The sequence below is a fragment of the Vreelandella boliviensis LC1 genome (assembly GCF_000236035.1).
Taxonomy (GTDB): Bacteria; Pseudomonadota; Gammaproteobacteria; order Pseudomonadales; family Halomonadaceae; genus Vreelandella; species Vreelandella boliviensis.
In genome coordinates this window covers 60093-80906 of sequence record NZ_JH393258.1, presented here as the reverse complement: position 1 = coordinate 80906, position 20814 = coordinate 60093, and the positions used below count along the sequence as shown (strand labels likewise).

Annotated in this window: 19 protein-coding genes; 10 read left to right on the top strand and 9 right to left on the bottom strand. The window is 55.1% G+C overall.

Features of this window, described 5'->3' with window-relative positions:
- Positions 1 to 181 precede the first annotated feature (181 nt).
- Genes KUC_RS09525 through KUC_RS09515 form a run of 3 tightly spaced genes read left to right on the top strand, consistent with a single transcriptional unit; the run spans position 182 to position 2729 of the window.
- A complete protein-coding gene (locus tag KUC_RS09525; protein ID WP_007112973.1) occupies positions 182 to 1543 on the top strand; it encodes an NfeD family protein in 1362 nt (453 codons plus the stop codon).
- 57 nt (positions 1544 to 1600) lie between these two features.
- A complete protein-coding gene (locus KUC_RS09520; RefSeq protein ID WP_040480597.1) occupies positions 1601 to 2389 on the top strand; it encodes a slipin family protein in 789 nt (262 codons plus the stop codon).
- A 22-nt stretch (positions 2390 to 2411) separates the two neighbouring features.
- Positions 2412 to 2729, top strand: coding sequence for an antibiotic biosynthesis monooxygenase family protein (locus KUC_RS09515; protein ID WP_007112971.1), 318 nt, complete (start codon positions 2412 to 2414; stop codon positions 2727 to 2729).
- A gap of 82 nt (positions 2730 to 2811) precedes the next feature.
- On the opposite strand, the gene KUC_RS09510 is transcribed toward KUC_RS09515, so the two are convergent.
- Positions 2812 to 3630 (bottom strand): DUF1206 domain-containing protein, encoded by an 819-nt coding sequence (locus tag KUC_RS09510; RefSeq protein WP_040480595.1) that lies wholly within the window; start codon positions 3628 to 3630, stop codon positions 2812 to 2814.
- A 161-nt stretch (positions 3631 to 3791) separates the two neighbouring features.
- On the opposite strand from KUC_RS09510, the gene KUC_RS09505 reads away from it, so the two are divergent.
- Complete coding sequence (locus KUC_RS09505; protein WP_040480593.1) at positions 3792 to 4625, top strand: AraC family transcriptional regulator; 834 nt, start codon at positions 3792 to 3794, stop codon at positions 4623 to 4625.
- On the opposite strand, the gene KUC_RS09500 is transcribed toward KUC_RS09505, so the two are convergent.
- Together KUC_RS09500 and KUC_RS09495 are read right to left on the bottom strand one after the other, a co-directional pair.
- Positions 4611 to 5222, bottom strand: coding sequence for a LysE family translocator (locus KUC_RS09500; RefSeq protein WP_007112968.1), 612 nt, complete (start codon positions 5220 to 5222; stop codon positions 4611 to 4613). The genes KUC_RS09505 and KUC_RS09500 overlap by 15 nt on opposite strands.
- Positions 5223 to 5322: 100 nt before the next feature.
- Positions 5323 to 6243, bottom strand: a complete 921-nt coding sequence (locus KUC_RS09495) for a glutaminase (RefSeq protein ID WP_040480591.1) — start codon at positions 6241 to 6243, stop codon at positions 5323 to 5325.
- A 157-nt stretch (positions 6244 to 6400) separates the two neighbouring features.
- Here KUC_RS09495 and KUC_RS09490 point away from each other — a divergent pair, with 157 nt between their 5' ends.
- Both KUC_RS09490 and KUC_RS09485 read left to right on the top strand, forming a co-directional pair.
- Complete coding sequence (locus KUC_RS09490; RefSeq protein WP_007112966.1) at positions 6401 to 7258, top strand: bifunctional transcriptional activator/DNA repair enzyme AdaA; 858 nt, start codon at positions 6401 to 6403, stop codon at positions 7256 to 7258.
- Between the two features lie 91 nt (positions 7259 to 7349).
- The gene (locus KUC_RS09485) at positions 7350 to 8816 is read left to right on the top strand and encodes a cobyric acid synthase (protein WP_007112965.1); all 1467 of its coding nucleotides are present in this window, start codon (positions 7350 to 7352) and stop codon (positions 8814 to 8816) included.
- Here the strand turns inward: KUC_RS09485 and KUC_RS09480 are convergent.
- Complete coding sequence (locus KUC_RS09480) at positions 8776 to 9174, bottom strand: RidA family protein (protein ID WP_040480590.1); 399 nt, start codon at positions 9172 to 9174, stop codon at positions 8776 to 8778. The two genes, KUC_RS09485 and KUC_RS09480, sit on opposite strands and share 41 nt — an antisense overlap.
- A 175-nt stretch (positions 9175 to 9349) precedes the next feature.
- On the opposite strand from KUC_RS09480, the gene KUC_RS09475 reads away from it, so the two are divergent.
- Positions 9350 to 9913 carry a hypothetical protein gene (locus tag KUC_RS09475; protein ID WP_007112963.1) on the top strand — a complete coding sequence of 188 codons (564 nt, stop codon included), beginning with the start codon at positions 9350 to 9352 and terminating at the stop codon, positions 9911 to 9913.
- 63 nt (positions 9914 to 9976) lie between these two features.
- Here the strand turns inward: KUC_RS09475 and KUC_RS09470 are convergent, their stop codons facing one another.
- From KUC_RS09470 to KUC_RS09460, 3 genes are all read right to left on the bottom strand, one after another.
- The gene (locus KUC_RS09470) at positions 9977 to 11158 is read right to left on the bottom strand and encodes a vWA domain-containing protein (RefSeq protein WP_007112962.1); all 1182 of its coding nucleotides are present in this window, start codon (positions 11156 to 11158) and stop codon (positions 9977 to 9979) included.
- 3 nt (positions 11159 to 11161) lie between these two features.
- Positions 11162 to 12016 (bottom strand): AAA family ATPase, encoded by an 855-nt coding sequence (locus KUC_RS09465; protein WP_007112961.1) that lies wholly within the window; start codon positions 12014 to 12016, stop codon positions 11162 to 11164.
- Between the two features lie 102 nt (positions 12017 to 12118).
- On the bottom strand, positions 12119 to 14101 hold the full coding sequence (locus KUC_RS09460; protein WP_040480588.1) for a sigma-54-dependent Fis family transcriptional regulator: 1983 nt from the start codon (positions 14099 to 14101) through the stop codon (positions 12119 to 12121).
- A 289-nt stretch (positions 14102 to 14390) separates the two neighbouring features.
- On the opposite strand from KUC_RS09460, the gene KUC_RS09455 reads away from it, so the two are divergent.
- The 3 genes from KUC_RS09455 (at position 14391) to KUC_RS09445 (ending at position 18410) form a co-directional block, all read left to right on the top strand.
- Complete coding sequence (locus tag KUC_RS09455; protein WP_007112959.1) at positions 14391 to 16211, top strand: NAD(P)/FAD-dependent oxidoreductase; 1821 nt, start codon at positions 14391 to 14393, stop codon at positions 16209 to 16211.
- A gap of 15 nt (positions 16212 to 16226) precedes the next feature.
- A complete protein-coding gene (locus tag KUC_RS09450; protein WP_007112958.1) occupies positions 16227 to 17303 on the top strand; it encodes a 2,3-butanediol dehydrogenase in 1077 nt (358 codons plus the stop codon).
- 510 nt (positions 17304 to 17813) lie between these two features.
- On the top strand, positions 17814 to 18410 hold the full coding sequence (locus tag KUC_RS09445) for an OmpW/AlkL family protein (protein ID WP_176459050.1): 597 nt from the start codon (positions 17814 to 17816) through the stop codon (positions 18408 to 18410).
- A 133-nt stretch (positions 18411 to 18543) separates the two neighbouring features.
- On the opposite strand, the gene pepQ is transcribed toward KUC_RS09445, so the two are convergent.
- Both pepQ and KUC_RS09435 read right to left on the bottom strand, forming a co-directional pair.
- The gene (gene pepQ, locus KUC_RS09440; protein WP_007112955.1) at positions 18544 to 19842 is read right to left on the bottom strand and encodes a Xaa-Pro dipeptidase; all 1299 of its coding nucleotides are present in this window, start codon (positions 19840 to 19842) and stop codon (positions 18544 to 18546) included.
- A 44-nt stretch (positions 19843 to 19886) separates the two neighbouring features.
- Positions 19887 to 20798: a LysR family transcriptional regulator gene (locus KUC_RS09435; RefSeq protein WP_007112954.1), complete on the bottom strand. Its 912-nt coding sequence runs from the start codon at positions 20796 to 20798 to the stop codon at positions 19887 to 19889.
- Between the last annotated feature and the right edge of the window lie 16 nt (positions 20799 to 20814).

Sequence of the window (20814 nt, the reverse complement as noted above, 5' to 3'; positions counted from 1 at the left end):
GGCTTTGTACAAAAGCTGCCTGCGCCCGACGACTTTTCGTACAAACTTTTCGTACAAACCCCAGCAGCGTTATTGTTTGTTCAAACTCCCTAAGAAGCTTGCGAGACAAAAGGGCGCTGCGGCGGTCAATAGAGTAGACGCTCGGATATTGGCTTAAAGGCGCTTAGCCCGAGGAGTGTATATGCAAATCCTTTCTCTCAAATCACACTGGCTGTGGCTATTCATTACTGGTTTGTTAATGGCTGCGTTGTCGTTTACGTGGCCAGCCGTGGCGCAAACTTCGTCTCCCAGCGCTGTGGTGCTTAGTATTCAAGGCGTCATTGGCCCAGTGAGCAAAGATTATCTTGAGCGCGGCCTGCGCCATGCCCGCGAGCAGGGTAGCGAGATCGTGATAGTTGAACTCGATACCCCCGGCGGGCTGGTAGACACCACCCGGGACATGATTCGAGAGATGCTAAATGCGGACATCCCGGTAGTGATGTATGTATTCCCAAGCGGCGCGAGAGCCGCAAGCGCGGGCACCTACTTACTATATGGCAGTCATGTGGCAGCGATGGCGCCCTCGACCCATTTGGGCTCTGCAACACCGGTACAAATGGGCGGTGGCGGTATGCCTGGTAGCGATGCCGAAGAAGATCAAGATGCGTCTGCTGCGCCGGCCCGTGAAGGTGGCGCCATGGAGCGTAAAGTCATGGAAGACGCGGTGAGTTTTATCCGCAGTTTGGCTGAGCGCCACGGTCGCAACGCCGAATGGGCGGAAAAAGCGGTGCGTGACGCAGTAAATCTCACCGCCAGCCAGGCGTTGGAGCAAAACGTCATCGACGTGGTAGCGCGTGATATTGACGACCTGCTGGGGCAGATAGATGGCATGACAGTGGTCATGGAGCGGGGTGAATACACCTTAGCCACCGCTGAACTCGCCATTGAGCGCTTCGACCCGGATTGGCGTACCCAACTACTTTCGCTGATTACCAACCCCAATATCGCCTATTTTTTGATGATTCTGGGTTTTTACGGGCTGATATATGAGCTTGCCAGTCCCGGTAGCCTATTTCCTGGCACCATCGGAATAATTTGCCTGCTGTTGGCACTGTTTGCATTCCAGGTGCTGCCGATTAACTACGCCGGACTAGCGTTGATGGTGGTGGGATTGGCGCTGATGGTAGGAGAGACGCTACTGCCCAGCTTCGGGGTGCTGGGCGCAGGGGGCATAGTTGCCTTTGTGCTCGGCTCGGTCATGCTAATGGATGCCGAGTATCTCGCAATTTCATTGCCGCTTATCGTGGGTGTGGCGCTGGTGTCAGGAGGCCTGATGCTATGGACTCTGATGCGCTTTGCAACGCTTCGTCACCGCCAGGTACATACCGGTGCGGAACAACTGATTGGCGCAAACGCCATTGCCCTGGAGGATTTTGATACCAACGGCCACGTGCGATTGCACGGCGAGCGCTGGAACGCGGTGAGTGATATTCCGGTTAAGCAGGGCGATCAGCTAACAGTGATACGCCTCGAAGGGCTGACGGTATACGTCTCGCCCCACTAGGCTCTCAGTTGTCGTGCGTTATTCACGTGATAGTCCATCAACTCGATGAGGTGACCCATGATTATTTCGTATTTAGTTCCAGTAGTGTTGGTGGTGATGCTGATTGCCGCCTCCATACGTATACTGCCGGAATATAAGCGTGGCGTAGTGTTCTTTCTCGGTCGGTTTCAGAAGGTCAAAGGTCCGGGGTTAATCATTGTGATTCCCGGTATCCAGAAGATGGAGGTGGTTGATCTACGTGTCGTTACCATGGATGTGCCCGAGCAGGACGTGATCTCTCGGGATAACGTGACGGTTAAGGTTAATGCTGTGCTCTATTTTCGCGTGGTCGATCCTGAAAAGGCGATTATCCAGGTTGAAAATTTCACTCAGGCTACTAGCCAGTTGGCTCAGACCACGCTTCGCTCAGTGTTGGGCAAACATGATCTTGATGAGATGCTCTCCGAGCGCGATAAACTCAACAGCGATATTCAGGAAATAATCGATGCCCAGACTGAAGCATGGGGCATTAAGGTGGCTAATGTTGAGATCAAGCATGTGGATCTGGACGAGAGCATGATCCGCGCCATTGCCCGCCAAGCTGAGGCGGAGCGGGAACGCCGGGCCAAAGTTATCCACGCTGAAGGGGAGTTGCAGGCCTCGAAAAAGCTGGTCGAGGCAGCCAATGTGATGCAGGAGAACTCGGCCGCGCTGCAACTGCGCTATCTGCAAACCATGAGCGATATGAGCAATAAAAATGCGTCGACGATTTTCTTCCCGTTACCCATGGATATTATGGAAGCGTTTAGGGATATGAAGCTTAAGCACTCGTCGCCTGCGCCAAGTGGCGATAAACTGGAGGAGTGATCTTAACGAGTGCGAAAATCTTATGCCCTTAATTGCCAACACACCCGAACCACCTTACTACGCAGTGATTTTCACCTCACAACGCACCGAGATCGAGAATGGCTACGACGAGATGGCGGCAAGAATGGTCGAGTTGGCTGCGCAGCAGCCGGGTTTTTTAGGCATGGAGTCTGCCAGAGACGATGTAGGTGTGACGGTCTCTTACTGGGCTGATACCGCTTCTATCAAAGCGTGGAAGGCTCACGCCGAGCATCAAGAGGCCCAGCGGATGGGGCACCAGCAGTGGTACCAGCGCTTCAAAACTCGGATTGCCAAAGTCGAGCGGGATTACGGTATTTAGGTGGCAAGCCACCGGATCAGTTGCTTACGCCACTAGCCTAGCCAGTACCTGCATTGCTTCGATGTTAGGGCTATGGTGGTGACTACATCTCGGGGTTAATTCGGCGGTAAATAGCCGCTAGCACACTATAAAGACCAAATGCGAAGAGCCCTAAAGCAACAAATGCAAGCAGCCACTGGCCGTAGGGTTGGCTTCGCAGGGTGCTAAACACTTCACCCATACCACCTGCTTGATTGGGGTTTATTTGATAAGCGGCGATGATAAAAAAGCTACCCACAATCACAAACACAAGACCCCGAGTCACTAAGCCAAAGCGGCAGATAGGATAGGCCCATTGTTGAGTTTGTAATGGCATAGCGAAGTGTTTATCGAATTTGGCCTTGTAGCCTTTAAGCGCGTGGGCCATGCCTACGCCGATCATGATGAGGCCAACCCCGCCTACCAGCCAGCGTCCGAAAGGCTGCTGCATCAGCCAGCTCGCCACACCTTGTGAACCGCCACCGGAATCACCCGAAGAACCCGCAAATTGAAAGATAAGCGTTGCGGCAAAAAATGCCAATAGCGTATGGGTAATGGCGCTCGCTAATAAGCCCGCACGAATAGCCAAACCTTGGGCGCCGTTGCCGTGATGGTCGGCGTCTTTGACCGCTTGGATAGTCCGCCACATAGCGTAGCCCACCAAGCCTATAGCCATAATCGCTAACAAGACTTTACCAAAAGGAGCGGTAAGCACGTGTTCTAATGCGCCACGACTGCCTTCTGTTTGACCGCCTTGCCCAAAGGCTGCCAGCGCTGCAAGGCTACCTACCAACACATACACAATGCCGCGGGAGGCATAGCCCATGCGGGCATAGAGGGTAATCGCATCACGATGATCGGGGTTTTTCATACTGTTGGCCATGGTGTCCTCCTGACTAATATGGCTTTGCGCATCCCTAGGCAATCTAACGTATAGAGCAGTATGGCGGCTCATACTGTGCTTGTGCTGTGCTATTGTCCAGCGTAGGCCAAGTGGCAGGACTTATCGCTATTTTCACTATTGTTTAATACCGCGAGCAGAGCATGAATACAGTTTCGTCACCTCTCTTCTGGCGCGATGCGCGTATGCCCTATGTGGAACTGCGTAAAATCAGCGATGCGCGACAGGTCTGCTATGCGCCGCACAGCCACTCGCATTGGTCGCTGGGGGCTGTGACCGCAGGTCAAAGCAACTTTTGCTATCGCGATGCGACGTATCAGATTAGTGCGGGTGACATCGTGATGATGAACCCCCACTGGGTGCATGCCTGTAACCCCATTGAGAATCAGCCTTGGGCGTACCTAATGCTCTACGTCGATACCGCGTGGATGAGTGAGTTGCGCTATCAATTGGGCCTGCTGGATGCGCCTAACTGGCAGGACATTGCCACCGCCGTTATTACCCAGCCAGCGCTTTATGCCGGGTACCGCGATATGGCCGCTTGCTTGCTGGATAAACAACGGGAAATTGACGAAAAGCAAACGGCGCTAATCGAGTACTTGTCTACCATGATGCAAGTGCTTGCCCAAGAATTCCCCGTAAAATTGCCCCAGGCGCCGAGCACGCTAGAACAGGTTGCGGCCTATTTGCGTGCCAATTGTGCTGCTGATATCTCGCTTGAACGCTTATGCCAGCAGTCGGGCTATAGCGCTGGGCACCTGATTCGCGCCTTTAAACAGTACTTCGGGCTTACCCCCCATGCTTACCTGATTAACCAGCGCATCCAGTTGGGGCAAAAAGCCCTCAAGCAAGGGCAGCCGATTGTTGAGGCCGCTTTGAGTGCTGGCTTTAATGACCAGCCCCACTTTCAAAGGACGTTTAAGCGGCTGGTAGCCGCGACACCCAATCAGTACCGCTATCCGCTACTCAATCAGTAAGTAAACCGCGCTGGCGGCTAAGCATCCAGCCAGCGTGCGGTTAATCATAAGTAAGATAATAGGGCGATGGACATAGCGTTTGAGAAAAGCCCCTGCAACGACCCAACTGGCTAGCGATAGCCAACAAATAGGCAAATAGAGCGCGGCGAATAGCCATAGCAGGTAGGGCTCATTACCGCTGGTGTAAGCTCCGATGCCAGCGGCAGACGCCAGCCATGCTTTGGGGTTAAGCCACTGCATCATAGCGCCTGCCCAAAACCCAGGTGCGTTGTCGCCGCCTCGTTCCTGTACTCGACCATCGTGCTGAAACAGTTGATAGCTAAGGTAGAGTAAAAAAACAATGCCCGCCCAGCGTAAAAGCGCTTCCAACAGCGGCGCCACACTCAGCAGTGAGTAAAGCCCCGCGCCGATGGCTAAAAACAGCGCAACAAACCCCAGCGTGGCACCGGTAACAAAAACAAGCCCTCTAGCGATGGGGTGGTGGGTACCACTACTCAAACAAACAATATTAACCGGCCCAGGCGAAATAGACGCGGCAAGGGCAAACGCGGACATAGGTAGCAGTAAAGATAGCAGGGGTGTAGCGCTCATGGTCATTCTCCGAAGGCAATGCAGGGAGAATGCCGTAGCGCCTGTTGAGGGTATTGAACAAAATTGAGGTGACTGCTGCTTAAGACTTATTTTTCACTCTGCGTCTTTAATGCCCAAACACCGACCAGCCGGTACGCTGCACAAACATTTCAAGCGCCTGGGTGCCTAGTAAACTATTGCCGTAGGCGTCTAACCCTGGCGACCAGACGGCGATAGAACCATGACCTGGCGCGATTGCCAATATGCCACCACCGACGCCGCTTTTGCCGGGTAGGCCAACGCGGAAGGCGAATTCTCCCGAGGCGTCGTAGTGCCCGCACATCATCATCAATGAGTTGATCCGGCGGGCCCGCTGGGGGGCTACCACGCGAATGTCGCTGGGTTTGTTGATACCATCCGACGCCAAAAACAGCCCCGCATGGGCAAGCTGCTCGCAGCTCATAGCGATGGCGCACTGGTGGAAGTAAGTGCCCAGCACTTTATCGACATCGTGGCGTAGATGGCCAAAGGCTTTCATGAAATGCGCCAGTGAGGCGTTGCGGTCGCGGTGGGCCATCTCTGAGGCGGCCACTTTGTGGTCGAAGTAAATGCTGTCGTCATTGGCGATATAGCGCACAAAACTGAGAATCTCGCCCAGTGTTTCTTTGGGCTCATGGCCCATCATGATTGCATCGACCACCGCAATGGCACCGGCATTGATGAATGGGTTACGCGGCTTGCCGCTTTCATGCTCTAGCTGAACGATGGAGTTAAATGGATCGCCCGATGGTTCGCGGCCGACTTTTGACCACAGCGAATCACCCACTTGCCCCAGCGCTATAGTCAGCGTAAATACCTTGGAAATGCTCTGAATGGAGAAGGGCGTGGTGGCACAGCCTGCCGAGTACACCTTGCCATCCACGGTCGCCAGCGAAATGGCAAACTGCTGTGGGTCGACGTGGCCAAGCTCGGGGATATAGTCGGCGACCTTGCCACGCTGTTCGGCATTCGCCATGGTGGCCGCAATGTCATTGATCAAGTCTTGCATGGGCGTATCGTGTACCGTCAGTGGAGGCGGGGGCATTACCCTAGCGGAAAAGTTGGGAGCTGTCTGCTAACGCCATTAGCAAGATTCGGGTCGGCAACTCGCTCGTGAACGCTTAGGCTGATGGTGATAGGCAGTCCCAAGGCACAGAGATAACACAATGAACGACTATGCGCGTATCGAAAAAGCCATGGCTTATATGGTGGCCCACGCAGCGGAGCAACCCAACCTGGAAACAGTGGCCGCGCAGGTGCATTTAAGCGCCTTTCATTTCCAGCGGCTATTTTGTCGTTACGCGGGTATCAGCCCCAAACGCTTTTTGCAGGCGCTGACGTTAGAGCGCAGTAAGCAACTGATTCAGGCATCGACATCCCTGCTGGATATTGCCCATACGCTAGGGCTAAGCGGCGGCTCCCGGCTTTACGATCACTTTGTACAGCTAGAGGCTGTCACGCCGGGGGAGTATAAGCGCCAGGGTGAAGGCGTGGAGATCGCCTATGGGGTTCATGAAACGCCTCTAGGGAGCATGTTTGTGGCGGTAACCCCCCGGGGTATCTGCCGCATGGGTTTTGTCGATGCGACGAATTCGGAGGCGCTACTGGCACGGCTTGGCAAAGAGTGGCCGCGCAGCACGCTGTGCCATAGCCCCGACGCTACCCGCTTTGCGGTTGAAAAGCTGTTTACTCAACCCGAAGAGGGAACTGCCGCTCTGCCGCTGCACGTGACTGGCACTAACTTTCAAATAGCGGTTTGGCGGGCGCTGCTGACCATTCCCGAAGGTCAGCTGGCCAGCTATTCGCATATCGCCCAGGCCTTGGGTACGCCCAAATCGTCCCGCGCAGTGGGCAATGCGGTGGGCGCTAACCCCATCGCGGTATGGATACCCTGCCACCGGGTGATTCAACAAAGTGGCGCACTTGGTGGCTACCGCTGGGGGTTAGACAAAAAGCAGATGGTGCAAGCCTGGGAGTTGGCAAAGGTTGATAACGAATTGCTTGAGCCCGCCATAAGCCCATAGCGCTGTTCGTTAATGTCTTTTGATCCGCTCTTGCGGCCCTGCATGCCGACCGCTACAGTCTCGCTCTTATCCACCTGGACGAGACCTCCTTATGGCCACACTGATGATTCAGGGCACCACCTCTGATGCGGGAAAAAGTACCGTGGTGGCCGCGCTCTGCCGTGCGTTGGCAAGGCGTGGCATATCAGTGGCGCCATTTAAACCCCAGAACATGGCGCTAAATAGCGCCGTCACCGAGGATGGCGGTGAGATTGGCCGCTCGACGGCGTTACAGGCGCAGGCCTGCTATTTAGCCCCCCACAGCGATATGAATCCGGTATTGCTCAAGCCGGAAACCGACCGCGGCGCCCAGGTGATTTTGCGCGGCAAGGTGCATGGGCATATGGATGCCCTGGATTACCACGCTTATAAACGCACCGCGAAAGAGAGCGTGATGGCCGCCTGGCAGGCGTTAGAAAGCCGTTATGACGTGATTATTGCCGAAGGCGCGGGAAGCCCTGCTGAAATCAATCTGCGTAAGGGCGATATCGCCAATATGGGCTTTGCCGAAGCGGCTGACTGCCCGGTATTACTCGTCGGTGATATTGATCGCGGTGGGGTATTCGCCCAGTTGGTGGGGACGCTGGCGCTATTGAGCGAGAGCGAACAGGCGCGCACCCAGGGCTTTATTATCAACCGCTTTCGGGGCGATATGGCGCTGCTCACGCCTGGGCTTGAGTGGCTGGAGGAGCGCACTGGAAAACCAGTGTTTGGCACACTGCCTTACCTCCAAGGGCTGGTGCTTGATGCCGAAGACAGCATTGGCCTCACGCAGGCGGAAAAGGCTGGTCAGATGCTCAACGTTATTGTGCCAGCACTGCCCCGGATCAGTAATCACACCGACTTTGACCCGCTGCGTCTGCACCCGCAGGTATCGCTGACCTTTGTGGGGCCTGACCAACCGATACCCGCTGCCGATGTGATCATTCTGCCCGGCAGTAAAAGTACCGCCAGTGATCTGGAGTGGTTAAAGCGCCAGGGCTGGGATAACGCCATTCAGCGCCACCTGCGTTATGGCGGCAAGGTGTTGGGTATTTGCGGTGGATTTCAAATGCTGGGCGAGTGGGTGGATGACCCAGAAGGCCTGGAGGGTAAGCCTGGCAAAATAGCCGGATTGGGTTTATTGGATCTCACCACGCGCATGGTCCCTGGCAAGCAGCTGCGCAACGTTCGCGGCGTGACAATAGCAGAAGGGGCAGCCGTTACCGGGTATGAAATTCATAACGGCGTAAGCGAAGGGCAGGCGCTAAGTTCGCCACTATTTGATTTAGATGGACGACTAGAAGGCGCGGCCAGTGAGGATGGGCAAATAATAGGCACTTATTTACATGGGTTATTTGATCACCCCGAAGCCTGCCAGGCTCTACTAAAGCAGTTAGGCTTGGTTAATGGAGAGCAGAGCGACTATCAAGCCCACCGTGAGCGTGAGCTTAATCGTCTAGCCGATATGCTAGAAGCCAATGTTGATATGGATAGGGTTATTGCGCTGCTTGAGGCTGGCGTTTCGCCATCACGGTAATTTCAATATTGCTGCCGCCGCAGATATTGGGGGATTCGGTGCAGGTACGGGCAGGGTAGCGGCCAGGCTCAAAGTACTCGGCGTAGACACTATCCATATCTTGGATGGCGTGTAGATCAGTAAGATGAATATCTACCCGCACTATATCTGCGAGGCTGCCGCCCTCCATTTCAAGCATGCGCGACAGTGCACGCATCACAAGGCGGGTCTCTTCTTTAACGTCACCCCGTGCGGCGTGGCCGTTAGAAAGGTCGGCGACGGTCAGTCCTGAAACAAACACATAGTGGTCATCGACTACCATGTGACTACCGGGGAAATTCGGTGTGGGCATGGTAGGATCATTCGTAAAGGTGGGCATGCTAGCTAGCTCCTTCTAAGTCGCTGTTCACGCTTACAGTTATGTTCGACAGGTTGTTTACTCTGGTGTTCAGTATCAGCAAAAATGAAGGGACGTGGTGCTGGGTATAATCCGCTGTCAAAACGGCGATGATTGCTCTAGGCTTGCGGCTTTTTAACCTGTGAGGGTGATTTAAATGAAGGTCGTACACGTTAACGCAGAGGCCCAGCGCAACGCCTGTCTGGCGCGATTATGCGCTGAGGTATACGGACAACAGGCGGGTCTTACGCCGCTGGTCGTGTTCACCGGCACCTGCAGTGTGTTTTTTCCGCAAGAAGCCGCGCGGTTATTCGCCGCTGTTGACGGCCAGGGTAAACCTCAAGCGCTGGCGCTGCTAGTGCTGGACGAGGAGGGCGAGGGCATGACGGTGACCCACGCCTGCGCGCTTGACCAAGCAGATGCCCAGCAGCGTTTGATCAGTGAGCTTACCTTGAAGGCACCGCTGCGCGTTGACGTTGATACCGCCGAGCAAGAGGCGTTCTATCAGCAGAGTGGCATTAAGCGCTGGTTTGGCGGAGCGGCTGGAAAGCGCATCGGCTTAGGCGCACGCCACCCCGCCAAAAGCGTTGGCGAGCTGGCGCCTACCCTGGTGTTGGATGAAGCGCTTATCCTGCGCCGTTTCAAACACGACCCGAAAGCATTTGAAGAGGCTAAACAGGCCTTTTTGAAGGGCTTAAACGACTTCCCGCAAACGCTTTGACGGCCAGAAGCAAGGGCCAGAAGAAACACCGTGCTTTGCTTTAAGCGGCTGCTTTTGCCACGCCTACTTTTTCGCTAGTTCGCGCATGGCGGTTTCCAGGCCTTCCATGGTCATGGGGTACATACGGTTTTCAATGATCTCGCGGATCAATTGGGTCGAGTAGGTGTACTCCCAGGCCCGGGGCGGCATAGGGTTAAGCCATGCCAAGCGGGGAAACGTTTCGCACAAGCGCTTAAGCCACACGCCGCCCGCTTCGTCATTAAAGTGCTCTACGCTGCCGCCGGGGTGGGTGACTTCGTAAGGGGACATAGCCGCATCGCCGACAATCACGACCTGGTAATCCGCGCCGTAGGTGTGAAGCACATCCATCGTCGGAATGCGCTCGTTGCCCCGCCGTTGGTTGTTTTTCCAGACGCCTTCGTAGAGGCAGTTATGGAAGTAGAAGTGTTCCAGGTGCTTAAACTCTGAACGGGCCGCCGAAAACAGCTCTTCGCAGACGCGAATATGGTCATCCATTGAGCCGCCCACATCCAAAAATAGCAGCACCTTCACCGCGTTGTGACGCTCTGGGCGCATCTGTACGTTGAGTAGACCGGCGTCCTTGGCGGTTTCGCGAATGGTGCTATCCACATCGAACTCTTCAAGCGCCCCCTGGCGGGCAAACTTACGCAGGCGGCGCAGCGCCATTTTGATATTACGCGTACCCAACTCTAGCGAGTCGTCGTAGTCACGAAAGCGCCGCTCATCCCACACCTTGGTAGCCCGGCGGTGGCGTGAGCCATCTTGACCGATGCGAATACCTTCCGGGTTATAGCCATAGGCGCCAAACGGGCTGGTGCCGCCGGTACCAATCCATTTGTTGCCGCCTGCGTGACGCTCTTTCTGCTCTTCCAGGCGTTTTTTAAATGTCTCGATCAGCTCTTCGAGGCCGCCCAGGGATTCGATTTTGGCTTTCTCTTCGTCCGTTAGCTGCTTTTCAAACTCACGGCGTAGCCAGTCGTCAGGGATGAGCGCCTCAATGGCAGCGTCCATGTCTTCAAGGCCTTTAAACCAGGCGGCGAAGGCACGATCAAAGCGGTCGAAGTGGCGCTCGTCTTTGACCATCACAGTGCGGGCCACTTGATAGAAAGCTTCCATATCGGCGAACACCACGCCGTGCTCCACTACGGCATGAAGATCTAGCAGCTCCCGCAGCGAGACCGGCACGCCCGCGCGTTTTAATGTTTCAAACAGGCCGATAAACATGGCTTAGCGGCCTGTGCCTTTCTGGCGCCGGATCATAAACGCCAGGCGTTCCAGCAGTTGGGTATCCTGCTCGTTTTTAACCAGTGCGCCCGCCATGGGCGGCAGCGCTTTGGCCGGGTCGCGGTTGTAGAGCGCTTCTTGAGCAATATCGTCAGCCATCAGTAGCTTGAGCCAATCGACTAGTTCAGACGTTGAGGGCTTTTTCTTAAGCCCTGGCGCTTTACGCAGCTCGAAAAACACCTCTAAGGCTTCGCTGACAAGCTTGGGAGCGATATTCGGAAAATGGACATCGACAATTGCCTGCATAGTCTCGCGGTCTGGGAATTCGATGTAGTGGAAAAAGCAGCGGCGCAGGAATGCATCCGGCAGCTCTTTTTCGTTGTTTGAGGTGATGACGATAATCGGGCGCTGCTCGGCACGGATGGTTTCGCCGGTCTCGTAAACGTGGAACTCCATCCGATCCAGCTCCTGGAGCAGGTCGTTGGGGAATTCGATATCGGCTTTGTCGATCTCATCAATCAATAGCACCACGCGCTGATTGGCGGTAAAGGCTTCCCATAGCTTGCCGGGCTTGATGTAGTTGGCGACGTTCTCGACCCCTTCCACGCCCAGCTGCGAGTCGCGCAGGCGGCTGACCGCATCGTACTCGTACAGACCCTGGGCCGCTTTGGTGCTGGATTTGATGTGCCAGGTAATTAACTGGGTATCAAGAGATTCAGCCAACTCTTCGGCCAATAGGGTTTTGCCGGTGCCCGGCTCGCCTTTGATCAACAGCGGACGCTCAAGCACCACGGCGGCGTTCACCGCCTGCTTAAGCGCGTCGGTTGCGATATAGGAAGAAGTGGAATCAAACGCCATGGGAGAGCCTCGGCTTGTCGAAAGCGGGGTTATAAAAAGATTCAAACAAGTGTACGTGAGGGTCGCCTTCAAGGCCAACAGCCTTCTCTATCGTATCTTTTGTTACCCCAGCCAATTCGGTGGCACGATGCCTTGGCGCTGCATTTGCCGGTAGACCGTGGGCCGCGAAACCCCCAGCTCGCGAGCCACGGCGCTTATGTTCCAGTGCTGCGCCTTAAGCATTTCCAGCAGTGTGTGATCGGTATGGTTACTCGCGTCTGCGGGTGAGCAGGGCGTCTGCTGGGTAATGCGTTGGCTTAGGCACTGCTCGGGCAGATCGTGAACGGTGATTTCGTCGCTTTCCGTGGTGGCAAGGGCAAAGGCCAGCGCATTTTTTAGCTGGCGGATATTGCCGGGCCAGGCGTAGGCGAGCAGGGCGCTGATTGCATCGGCGCGCAGGCGGGGCGAATGACGACCGCCGCGTTCGCTGACCACGTCGTTAAACACCTGACGAATCACGTAGAGCTTATCGGCGCGTTCGCGCAGCGCGGGCAGACGCAGTTGAGCCCCGTTAAGACGGTAGTAGAGGTCTTCGCGGAACTCGCCCTGCTTGATCATCACATCGATATCACGATGGGTGGCTGTGATTACCCGAATATCGACCTTCACAGGCGTGTTGGCACCCAGCGGCATGACTTCCCGCTCTGCCAGTACGCGCAGTAAGCGGGTTTGCAGTGCCAACGGCATATCGCCGATTTCATCCAGAAACAGTGTGCCGCCGTGGGCCTGGGGAATTAGCCCTCGCATGCCTTTGGCGCGCCCGCCGGTAAAGGCGCCGGGTTCATAGCCGAATAGCTCGCTCTCAATCAGCGCTTCAGGGATGGCGGCACAGTTCACCGCAATAAAGGGCCCCTTGGAGCGGTTGCCGCTGTCATGCAGGGCACTGGCGACGACCTCTTTACCCGTACCGGTTTCACCACTTATCAGCACATTAACGCTGGCTTCGTTGCGCAGCCGTTCGGCCAGCTTCTGGACTTTGCGCATAGCGGGGTCGTCAGCGCCCAATCGTGCCAGTGCCCCCGGCAGGCTGGAAGGCAGCGATTGTGCTTGCTGAGCAGGCCGGGGGCGGCGCGGTTCCAGCAGGCTTATAAAGTAAATGGTGTTGTCGACTCTGGCACGAAAAGCGCGCAGTTGATCGTCGGTGGCGCTGTTGATGCTAAGGACATCGGCGATCTCGCACTCGAATAGCTCCCCTAACATAGGGGTGTGATGGGGTGACCAGGGTGGCCAACGACGCTGATGGCTGGCGATCAGCTCACGGCCCACGGCGTTGGCGGCAATCACTTGTCCGTTCTCTTCAATGGCGATTAGGCCACGACCGTTCACATGGACAAACTCCCGTGAAGTGTCCAGGCGCACCATCAGGCAGTCCCGGTAGCGCTGCAGAAAGTAGGCATCCTCAATCATGCGGGCGTAGAGCGTTACCAGCGAGAGGCTGAAGTTTTGGCTCTCATGCTGAGTAGGCGATTGCAGCGCAGAGATATCCAGCACGGCCATCACATTGCCCTGTGGGTCGGCGATGGGCGCGGCGGTGCAGGTGAGCGAAATATGCGAGGCGTCGAAGTGCTCCTGGCGGTGACAGATAATCGCCTGGCGGTCATGCAGGCAGGTGCCCACCGCACAGGTGCCCGCAAAACGCTCGTCCCAATCGGCACCCAGGTATAGGCCCGCTCTGCGCAGCTGCTGGTCTTGGTTAGGGTCGCCGCGAAACTCAACCGTAATGCCGCGGTGGTCGGTGAGTAGCAGCACATAGCCTAGCTGGGCGATTTGTTGATAGAGCTGGTCAACCCCAGCGCGTGCCACGTGCAAAAGTTCATCGACAGATTCCCGATGCTCAATCAGGGTCTGCTGGGGTACAACGCGGGCAGGGCGGGGTCGAGTCGGGTCGAGCTGGTACTCGTTTAGACAGCGCAGCCAGGAGCGTCGGATGGTCGCTTGAGCCGGTAGCTGCGGTACGTCCAAGCCTTCGCCGAGCTGGAAAACATGCTCGATATGCTGGCGCTGCACCGATTGCAGCCGTGCAGGCAGGGGCAATTGAGAGGGCATGGCGTGATTCACTCTGGAGATTGTTATTGTCCTTCCAGCCTATGCGCTCTGGCGTGGCTGTCAACGCAGCGCTATTACGCCGTTAGTCGCGGGTTACACCTGTAACGGCTGACTGTAAACCATGTGACAGGTGTACGCGCTGCATAACGCCCAGTTGGTAACGGTTTTTTAGTTTTTATTTCAATTTTTCAATAGCTTGTAGTTTTTTTTGAGTGATTGGCATAGCGGGTGCTTAGGGTTGAGTGTCACAAGACAGTCAACAATAACAAACCTGCATGGAGTACCCGCTATGTCAGAGACACATACACAAGCCCAAGCCCAGCAAACCGCCACGGCCACTGTTCAAGGTTGGTTGAGTGATTTTGATCAGGCGCTGCAAGCCCAGGACATTCAGGGTGTGCTCGCGCTGTTTAATGAAGAGTGCTATTGGCGAGATTTCCTTACCTTCACCTGGAATTTAAAAACTTGCGAGGGCAAGGATGCTATTCAAGCCATGCTCAATGCCACTTTGGAGAACGCGCGCCCTTCGAACTGGCAGCTAGAAGGCGAAGCGACCCAAAATGGCGATGTTGCTGAGGCGTGGTTCACCTTTGAGACCGCGGTCGCCAAAGGCAAAGGCTACCTACGGCTGAAAGAGGGTAAATGCTGGACGCTGCTAACCACGATGCAGTCACTGCACGACTTCCCCGAACCACGCAATCACCACCGTCCTAAAGGGGCCGAGCACGGGGCCAATAAGCAGCGTGAAACCTGGTTAGAGTCACGGGAGCGCGAAGAAGCGGAGCTTGGTTACACGCAGCAACCCTACTGCGTAGTGATTGGTGGCGGTCAAGGCGGTATTGGTTTGGGCGCGCGGTTAAAGCAGATGGGCGTGCCGACCATTATTATCGAGCGCAATGAGCGTGCGGGGGATTCCTGGCGCAATCGCTATAAGTCGCTCTGTCTGCACGACCCGGTGTGGTACGACCACCTGCCGTATATTCCTTTCCCTGAAAACTGGCCGGTGTTTGCGCCCAAAGACAAGGTGGGTGATTGGCTGGAAATGTATACAAAGGTGATGGAGCTCAATTATTGGAGTTCCACCGAGTGTCAGAATGCACACTTCGATGAAGCCGCGGGCGAGTGGGTGGTGAACGTCAAGCGTAACGGCGAAGCGATCACGTTGCGACCCAAGCAACTGGTGATGGCCACCGGGATGTCGGGAATGGCTAATGTGCCGACATTCCCCGGCGCGGAAAGCTTTGCAGGCGAACTGCAGCACTCCAGCCAGCACCCAGGGCCAGATGCCTATAACGGTAAAAAGTGCGTCATCGTGGGCTCCAATAATTCCGCCCACGATATTGCCGCCGCGCTATGGGAGCACGACGCCGATGTGACCATGCTGCAACGCTCATCCACCCATATCGTTAAGTCGGATTCGTTGATGGAAGAGGTATTAGGGCCGCTTTATTCGGAAGAAGCCGTTGCCGGTGGGGTGACCACCGAAAAAGCTGACCTGATTTTTGCTTCGATTCCTTACAAGGTGTTGCCAGACTTTCAACGCCCGGCATTTGAGGCAATCAAGCAGCGCGACGCCGAGTTTTATCAAAAACTCGAAGACGCGGGCTTTCTGCTCGACTTCGGTGACGATGACTCCGGTCTGTTCTTGAAGTACCTGCGCCGGGGGTCGGGTTACTACATCGATGTAGGCGCCTGTGATCTGGTCGCCAATGGCGACATCAAGCTGCGCAGCGGTGTAGGCATTGAGCGCATCAATCCCCACTCCATCACGCTGACCGATGGCAGCGAGCTAGAAGCAGATTTGATCGTTTACGCCACCGGCTACGGTTCCATGAACGGCTGGGCGGCGCGGCTTATCTCCCAAGAGGTAGCGGATAAAGTAGGCAAGTGCTGGGGCTTAGGCTCTGACACCACCAAAGACCCCGGCCCTTGGGAGGGCGAGCTGCGCAATATGTGGAAACCCACCCAGCAGGAGGCGCTGTGGTTCCACGGCGGTAACCTGCACCAGTCGCGGCACTACTCACACTATTTGGCGCTGCAGTTGAAGGCACGCATGGAGGGGCTGGAAACGCCTGTCTATGGTTTGCAGCCGGTTCACCACACGTCTTAACAGGAAGGGTAACCTATGAGTCAGTCCATCAGTCAGCAAACGATGCAGGCCGCGGTGTGGTACGCGGCAAAAGACCTTCGCGTCGAACAAGTACCGGTTCCCACTATCAACGATCCCCATGCGGTGAAGGTAAAAGTCGCCGCCTGTGGTATCTGCGGTAGTGATTTGCACGAGTACGCCGCCGGGCCCATTTTTATTCCGGTTGGTAAGCCGCACCCGATTAGTGGCGAACAGGCGCCGATTATTATGGGCCACGAATTCGCCGGAGAAGTGGTTGAGGTGGGTGATAAGGTAACGCGAGTGAAAGTGGGCGACCGTGTCGCTATTGAGCCGATTCTTTCGCCCAATAAAGACGGCGCCTACCAAATGGAGCGCTATAACCTGACGCCCATGCTCGGCTTTCACGGCCTCTCGGGCGGTGGTGGCGGCTTCTCTGAGTTCACTGTGATGGGTGAGCACATGGTGCATAAGCTGCCAGATGAGCTTAGCTACGAGCAAGGCGCCCTGGTAGAGCCCGCGGCGGTGGCGCTGCATGCGGTGCGCCAAAGCTGCCTGAAAGCCGGGGATAGTGCGGCGGTATTCGGCGCAGGGCCCATTGGCTTGATGACCATTGAAGCGCTAAAAGCGGCCGGGGCGGCGCAAATTTATGCCGTTGAGGTGGCGCCGTCACGAAAAGCCAAAGCCGAAGCGTTAGGCGCTATTGTGGTTGACCCGCAGCAGGAGGATGCGGTGGCAAAAATTCATTCGCTGAACAGTGGCGGTGTGGATGTGGCGTTTGAAGTGACAGGCATTCCCGCCGTGCTCAATCAGGCGCTACATAGCACCCACGAAGGCGGCGAAGTGGTGGTGGTGAGTATCTGGGAAGGGGAGGCCAGCTTCCAGCCTAACGACCTGGTCATTAAAGAGCGCACCATGAAGGGTATTATTGCCTATCGCCATGTGTATCCAGCGGTAATGGCGCTAATGCAGCGGGGCTACTTCCGCGCCGAAGATATGGTCACCCAGCGCATTCCACTGGCGGATATCGTGGAAGAAGGCTTTGAGGCGCTGCTCAGCGATAAAGCCCAGGTGAAAATCATCGTGACGCCCTAGCCACTACTTTGAGGATTTCTAAGCGATAACGAACTCAAATGATGCTTTGTGATGCAAAAAGGCTGCAAATTGCGCAATGCTGGTGCAGTTAATGTGCTGCAGTGCGAGAGAGGTTAATAGAAATCAAGCTGTATTTTATTAATGCATTGTTTTATATTGGTTTTTTAAAAAGTGGCACGCAGATCGCAATATATATGGCAAAGGGTGAGTGAATAGAGAAACAACGGCTTAGATAGTTTGCTTCTCTCCCTTCTTCACCTACATCGCTACCACCTAGTAGCGATAAACCGAGTGAGCTGGCGTGCTCCACCTGGGTCCCCTTCGGGGGACTTTTTTTATGCCTGAATTTTATAGATAGAAAAAACTATCAAAGTTGCATTACTTATAACAATATTTTACAAGCAATTTGGAAACAGTGTTCGTATACTATACTCTGTACAGGAAAGTTGGATGGCAACTACCGCAATCCCAAGCGCAAGGAACATGCGCTGCATACAGAGGATGACCCTGATGAGTAATATGAAACTGATTTCTGCCGCTGTTATCACTGCTAGCTTTGCACTGGTCAGCCAAGCGGCACTCGCTTATAACGCTGGTGACGTATTCGTTCGTGGCGGCGTTGCCCAAACGGACACGGGTTCAGGTAATGGTAACGTGGCTGGTGATCCACTAAGTGTAGACGAAGCACGGGGTTTCACTTTCGGTGCTGGCTACCTGTTTACCGACAAGCTCGGCGTTGAACTGAATAGCTCAGAGAAGTTTGAGCACGATATCAGCACCGCTACTGGTGGCGATGCGGGTAGTGTTGATCGTCTTCCGATTAACCTATTAATTAACTACTATCCGATGGGTGGTTTGGATTCACGTGTACAGCCTTATATCGGTGCTGGCCTTAACTACACACGTTTCTCCGGTGAGCCGAGCGGTTTAGACATTGATGAAAGCTACGGCGCTATCGGTCAAGTGGGTATTGACCTGGCCGTGACCAATAACATCATGCTTAATGGTTACGCAAGCTACGCTGACGTGAATGCGGATATCAATGTTGGTGGTAAAGTCGACATCGAGCCCGTTACCGTTGGCGGTGGTATTACTTACCGTTTCTAAGCTTTATTTGCTTAAGCACTATTTGCTTAAGTAACATTTGATTAAATACCGTTTAGTATTTGGTAATCAATCAACGCCCGGCCTTGCGCTGGGCGTTGTTCGTTTGGGGTAATAGAAAGCACCGCTAAATTGCTCAGGGTGTTAGGTTATCAAAACCACTCTCCGTCACCGCCACATTATCTTCGATACGAATGCCACCGCAGGATGAGAGTTGGTCGACCAAACTCCAGTTAATTGGCAGTGAGGTGTTGCGCAGTGGTGCGAGAAGCATAGCGATAAAATAGAGCCCAGGCTCAATGGTAACGACCATGCCAGGGCGCAGCGTGCGTGTAAGCCGCAGCGCTGGGTGCTGCTCTGGCGCAGGGGCGGGTGTGCCATCTGGGTGGCGTAATCCTGCCACATCATGGACTTGAAGACCTAGAGAGTGACCCAGCCCATGAGGGCAGAATGCCCGCGTAACACCTTCGGCAACCGCTTGTTCGGCGGTGCCTTTAAACACATCGTTAGCCACCAGTATTTCACCCAGGTGGTGATGCATCTGCTCGTGCAGTGCCACAAAGCTAACCCCCGGGGCAACGCCTTTAACCAACTCATCTTTTAAAACCTTCATGGCGGTGACTAGCTCGCCAAACGCGGCGGGTGCATCGGGGCCGGCGTAAGTACGAGTGATATCGGCGCAGTAACCGCGAAAGCGGCGGCCAGCATCGACTAGCAGGCTATAGCGCTGTTTAGGTGCGTGAAGGTCGTAATGTTGATAATGCAGCACGCCTGCATGCTCATTTAAGCCAATAATATTTTGGTAAGGAACGTTTGACTCGCGCTGACGACTCGCTGCTAAGTACGCCAACTGAATATCCAACTCACCGGCGGCGCCAATAAAGGCGGCCTGCGTTGCCTGATGGCCCGCTATAGCTAAGCGGTTGGCTTCACGGATACAGGTGATCTCATAGGGCGTTTTAAACAGTCGTAACTCATCAAGTGCCTTCACAACGGGCTCTGGATGAATGTCAGCCTTTAATGCCAGCTGTGCGCTGGTGGCAAGACGCTCGATATCACCAATGATGGCGGTATTTCCCGAAAGCGGTGGGGAGATTTTATCGCTACATAAGTGGACATCGAACGCCTCGACCCAGGGCTCTTCGGGTAGGTGAGTGGGCAAGTGCCAAAAATCGGCGGGCGCATACAAGTACAGCTGTGGGCGCTTTTCTGGCTGAATAATCAACCAACTATGCTGCACATCGGCTAACCCCACCCAGTGCATAAAATGTCCGTAAGTTTGAAAAGGGGGCGCGTGATCATCAGCAAAATATACGCTGGCATGACCACTGTAAATTGCCAGACTATCAAACCCGTGGTTGGTCAAAATGTCGCTATATGCTTGCTGTAGATGCGCTATATGATCGCGTTGCAGGTTAAATAGGGTGGTTGACATACAAAGCTGTGCCCTCTCTTAAGTTAGCTTTCTCAAATGCGGTTTCATACACGTGGCGGCGCGAGTTTGCTCCACAGGCTATCCAGTTCCACGTGGCGATGATTTTGATGGCGGTACAGCCTTAGCTCCATGGGCACATCCCAGCGACTATCGCCCGCTCGTACCAATGTGCCTTGAGCAAGTTCAGCAGCGACGTTGCGCTCTGGCAGCCAACTCATGCCGTAGCCCAGTAGCACGAGTTCTTTAATACCCGCCGCGTAGAGATTTTCACTTTGCGCGGTTAAATAGGTAGTTTGGGAGAGTCTGGCTAAGTGTGCTTTAACCGCAGACCCCAACAACCCGCGTTTAGGATAGGCAAGCCAAGGCAATGGCTGGTGGCGCGACCCTGGCAGCAGTGCCCTTGGTTCTCCCTCTGGGCTTAAACCGGTCACTGGAATCAGTCTTTCATGACCAATCACACGATAGTTGCAGGCGCTGGTGTCGATGTCCAGATCGCAGCGCCCAATCGGCCAGTAACAGATAGCCAAGTCGCACTCGGCACGCGCTAAGGCTTGAAAATAGTCATTGGCTACCCAGCCGGTCGCCCGCAAATAGGGCTGTACGCGATCTTGCCACCCCGTAGATGCCAACCATTCCGGTAAAAAGTGCGGCAACAGGCTCTGCGGTGCTGCGACCATGATGCGCCGCTGCTGACCAGCGTTAATTTCGCGCACCCGGTCACGGGTTAACCGCACCCGGTCGGTCACCTGTTCGCACAGGGTCAGAAACTCCTCCCCGGCCGGAGTGAGCGAGAGTGGCAGCGTTTGACGATTAATCAGCGTCACGCCCATCTCCTCCTCAAGCAGTTTAATCCGCCGGGAGAAGGTGGGTTGCGTAACGTTTTGATCATCTGCTGCGCGTGAGAAGTGCCGCGTTCTGGCCAGGGCGATAAAATCTTCTAGCCAGCGAATTTCCATGCTCTACCTCTCAGCG

What these genes read in the sequence shown, in the direction of transcription:
- KUC_RS09525 (WP_007112973.1), top strand. Translation starts at nt 182, where the DNA reads ATGCAAATCCTTTCTCTCAAATCACACTGGCTGTGGCTATTCATTACT.
- KUC_RS09520 (WP_040480597.1), top strand. Translation starts at nt 1,601, where the DNA reads ATGATTATTTCGTATTTAGTTCCAGTAGTGTTGGTGGTGATGCTGATT.
- KUC_RS09515 (WP_007112971.1), top strand. Translation starts at nt 2,412, where the DNA reads ATGCCCTTAATTGCCAACACACCCGAACCACCTTACTACGCAGTGATT.
- KUC_RS09510 (WP_040480595.1), bottom strand. Translation starts at nt 3,630, where the DNA reads ATGGCCAACAGTATGAAAAACCCCGATCATCGTGATGCGATTACCCTC.
- KUC_RS09505 (WP_040480593.1), top strand. Translation starts at nt 3,792, where the DNA reads ATGAATACAGTTTCGTCACCTCTCTTCTGGCGCGATGCGCGTATGCCC.
- KUC_RS09500 (WP_007112968.1), bottom strand. Translation starts at nt 5,222, where the DNA reads ATGACCATGAGCGCTACACCCCTGCTATCTTTACTGCTACCTATGTCC.
- KUC_RS09495 (WP_040480591.1), bottom strand. Translation starts at nt 6,243, where the DNA reads ATGCAAGACTTGATCAATGACATTGCGGCCACCATGGCGAATGCCGAA.
- KUC_RS09490 (WP_007112966.1), top strand. Translation starts at nt 6,401, where the DNA reads ATGAACGACTATGCGCGTATCGAAAAAGCCATGGCTTATATGGTGGCC.
- KUC_RS09485 (WP_007112965.1), top strand. Translation starts at nt 7,350, where the DNA reads ATGGCCACACTGATGATTCAGGGCACCACCTCTGATGCGGGAAAAAGT.
- KUC_RS09480 (WP_040480590.1), bottom strand. Translation starts at nt 9,174, where the DNA reads ATGCCCACCTTTACGAATGATCCTACCATGCCCACACCGAATTTCCCC.
- KUC_RS09475 (WP_007112963.1), top strand. Translation starts at nt 9,350, where the DNA reads ATGAAGGTCGTACACGTTAACGCAGAGGCCCAGCGCAACGCCTGTCTG.
- KUC_RS09470 (WP_007112962.1), bottom strand. Translation starts at nt 11,158, where the DNA reads ATGTTTATCGGCCTGTTTGAAACATTAAAACGCGCGGGCGTGCCGGTC.
- KUC_RS09465 (WP_007112961.1), bottom strand. Translation starts at nt 12,016, where the DNA reads ATGGCGTTTGATTCCACTTCTTCCTATATCGCAACCGACGCGCTTAAG.
- KUC_RS09460 (WP_040480588.1), bottom strand. Translation starts at nt 14,101, where the DNA reads ATGCCCTCTCAATTGCCCCTGCCTGCACGGCTGCAATCGGTGCAGCGC.
- KUC_RS09455 (WP_007112959.1), top strand. Translation starts at nt 14,391, where the DNA reads ATGTCAGAGACACATACACAAGCCCAAGCCCAGCAAACCGCCACGGCC.
- KUC_RS09450 (WP_007112958.1), top strand. Translation starts at nt 16,227, where the DNA reads ATGAGTCAGTCCATCAGTCAGCAAACGATGCAGGCCGCGGTGTGGTAC.
- KUC_RS09445 (WP_176459050.1), top strand. Translation starts at nt 17,814, where the DNA reads ATGAGTAATATGAAACTGATTTCTGCCGCTGTTATCACTGCTAGCTTT.
- pepQ (WP_007112955.1), bottom strand. Translation starts at nt 19,842, where the DNA reads ATGTCAACCACCCTATTTAACCTGCAACGCGATCATATAGCGCATCTA.
- KUC_RS09435 (WP_007112954.1), bottom strand. Translation starts at nt 20,798, where the DNA reads ATGGAAATTCGCTGGCTAGAAGATTTTATCGCCCTGGCCAGAACGCGG.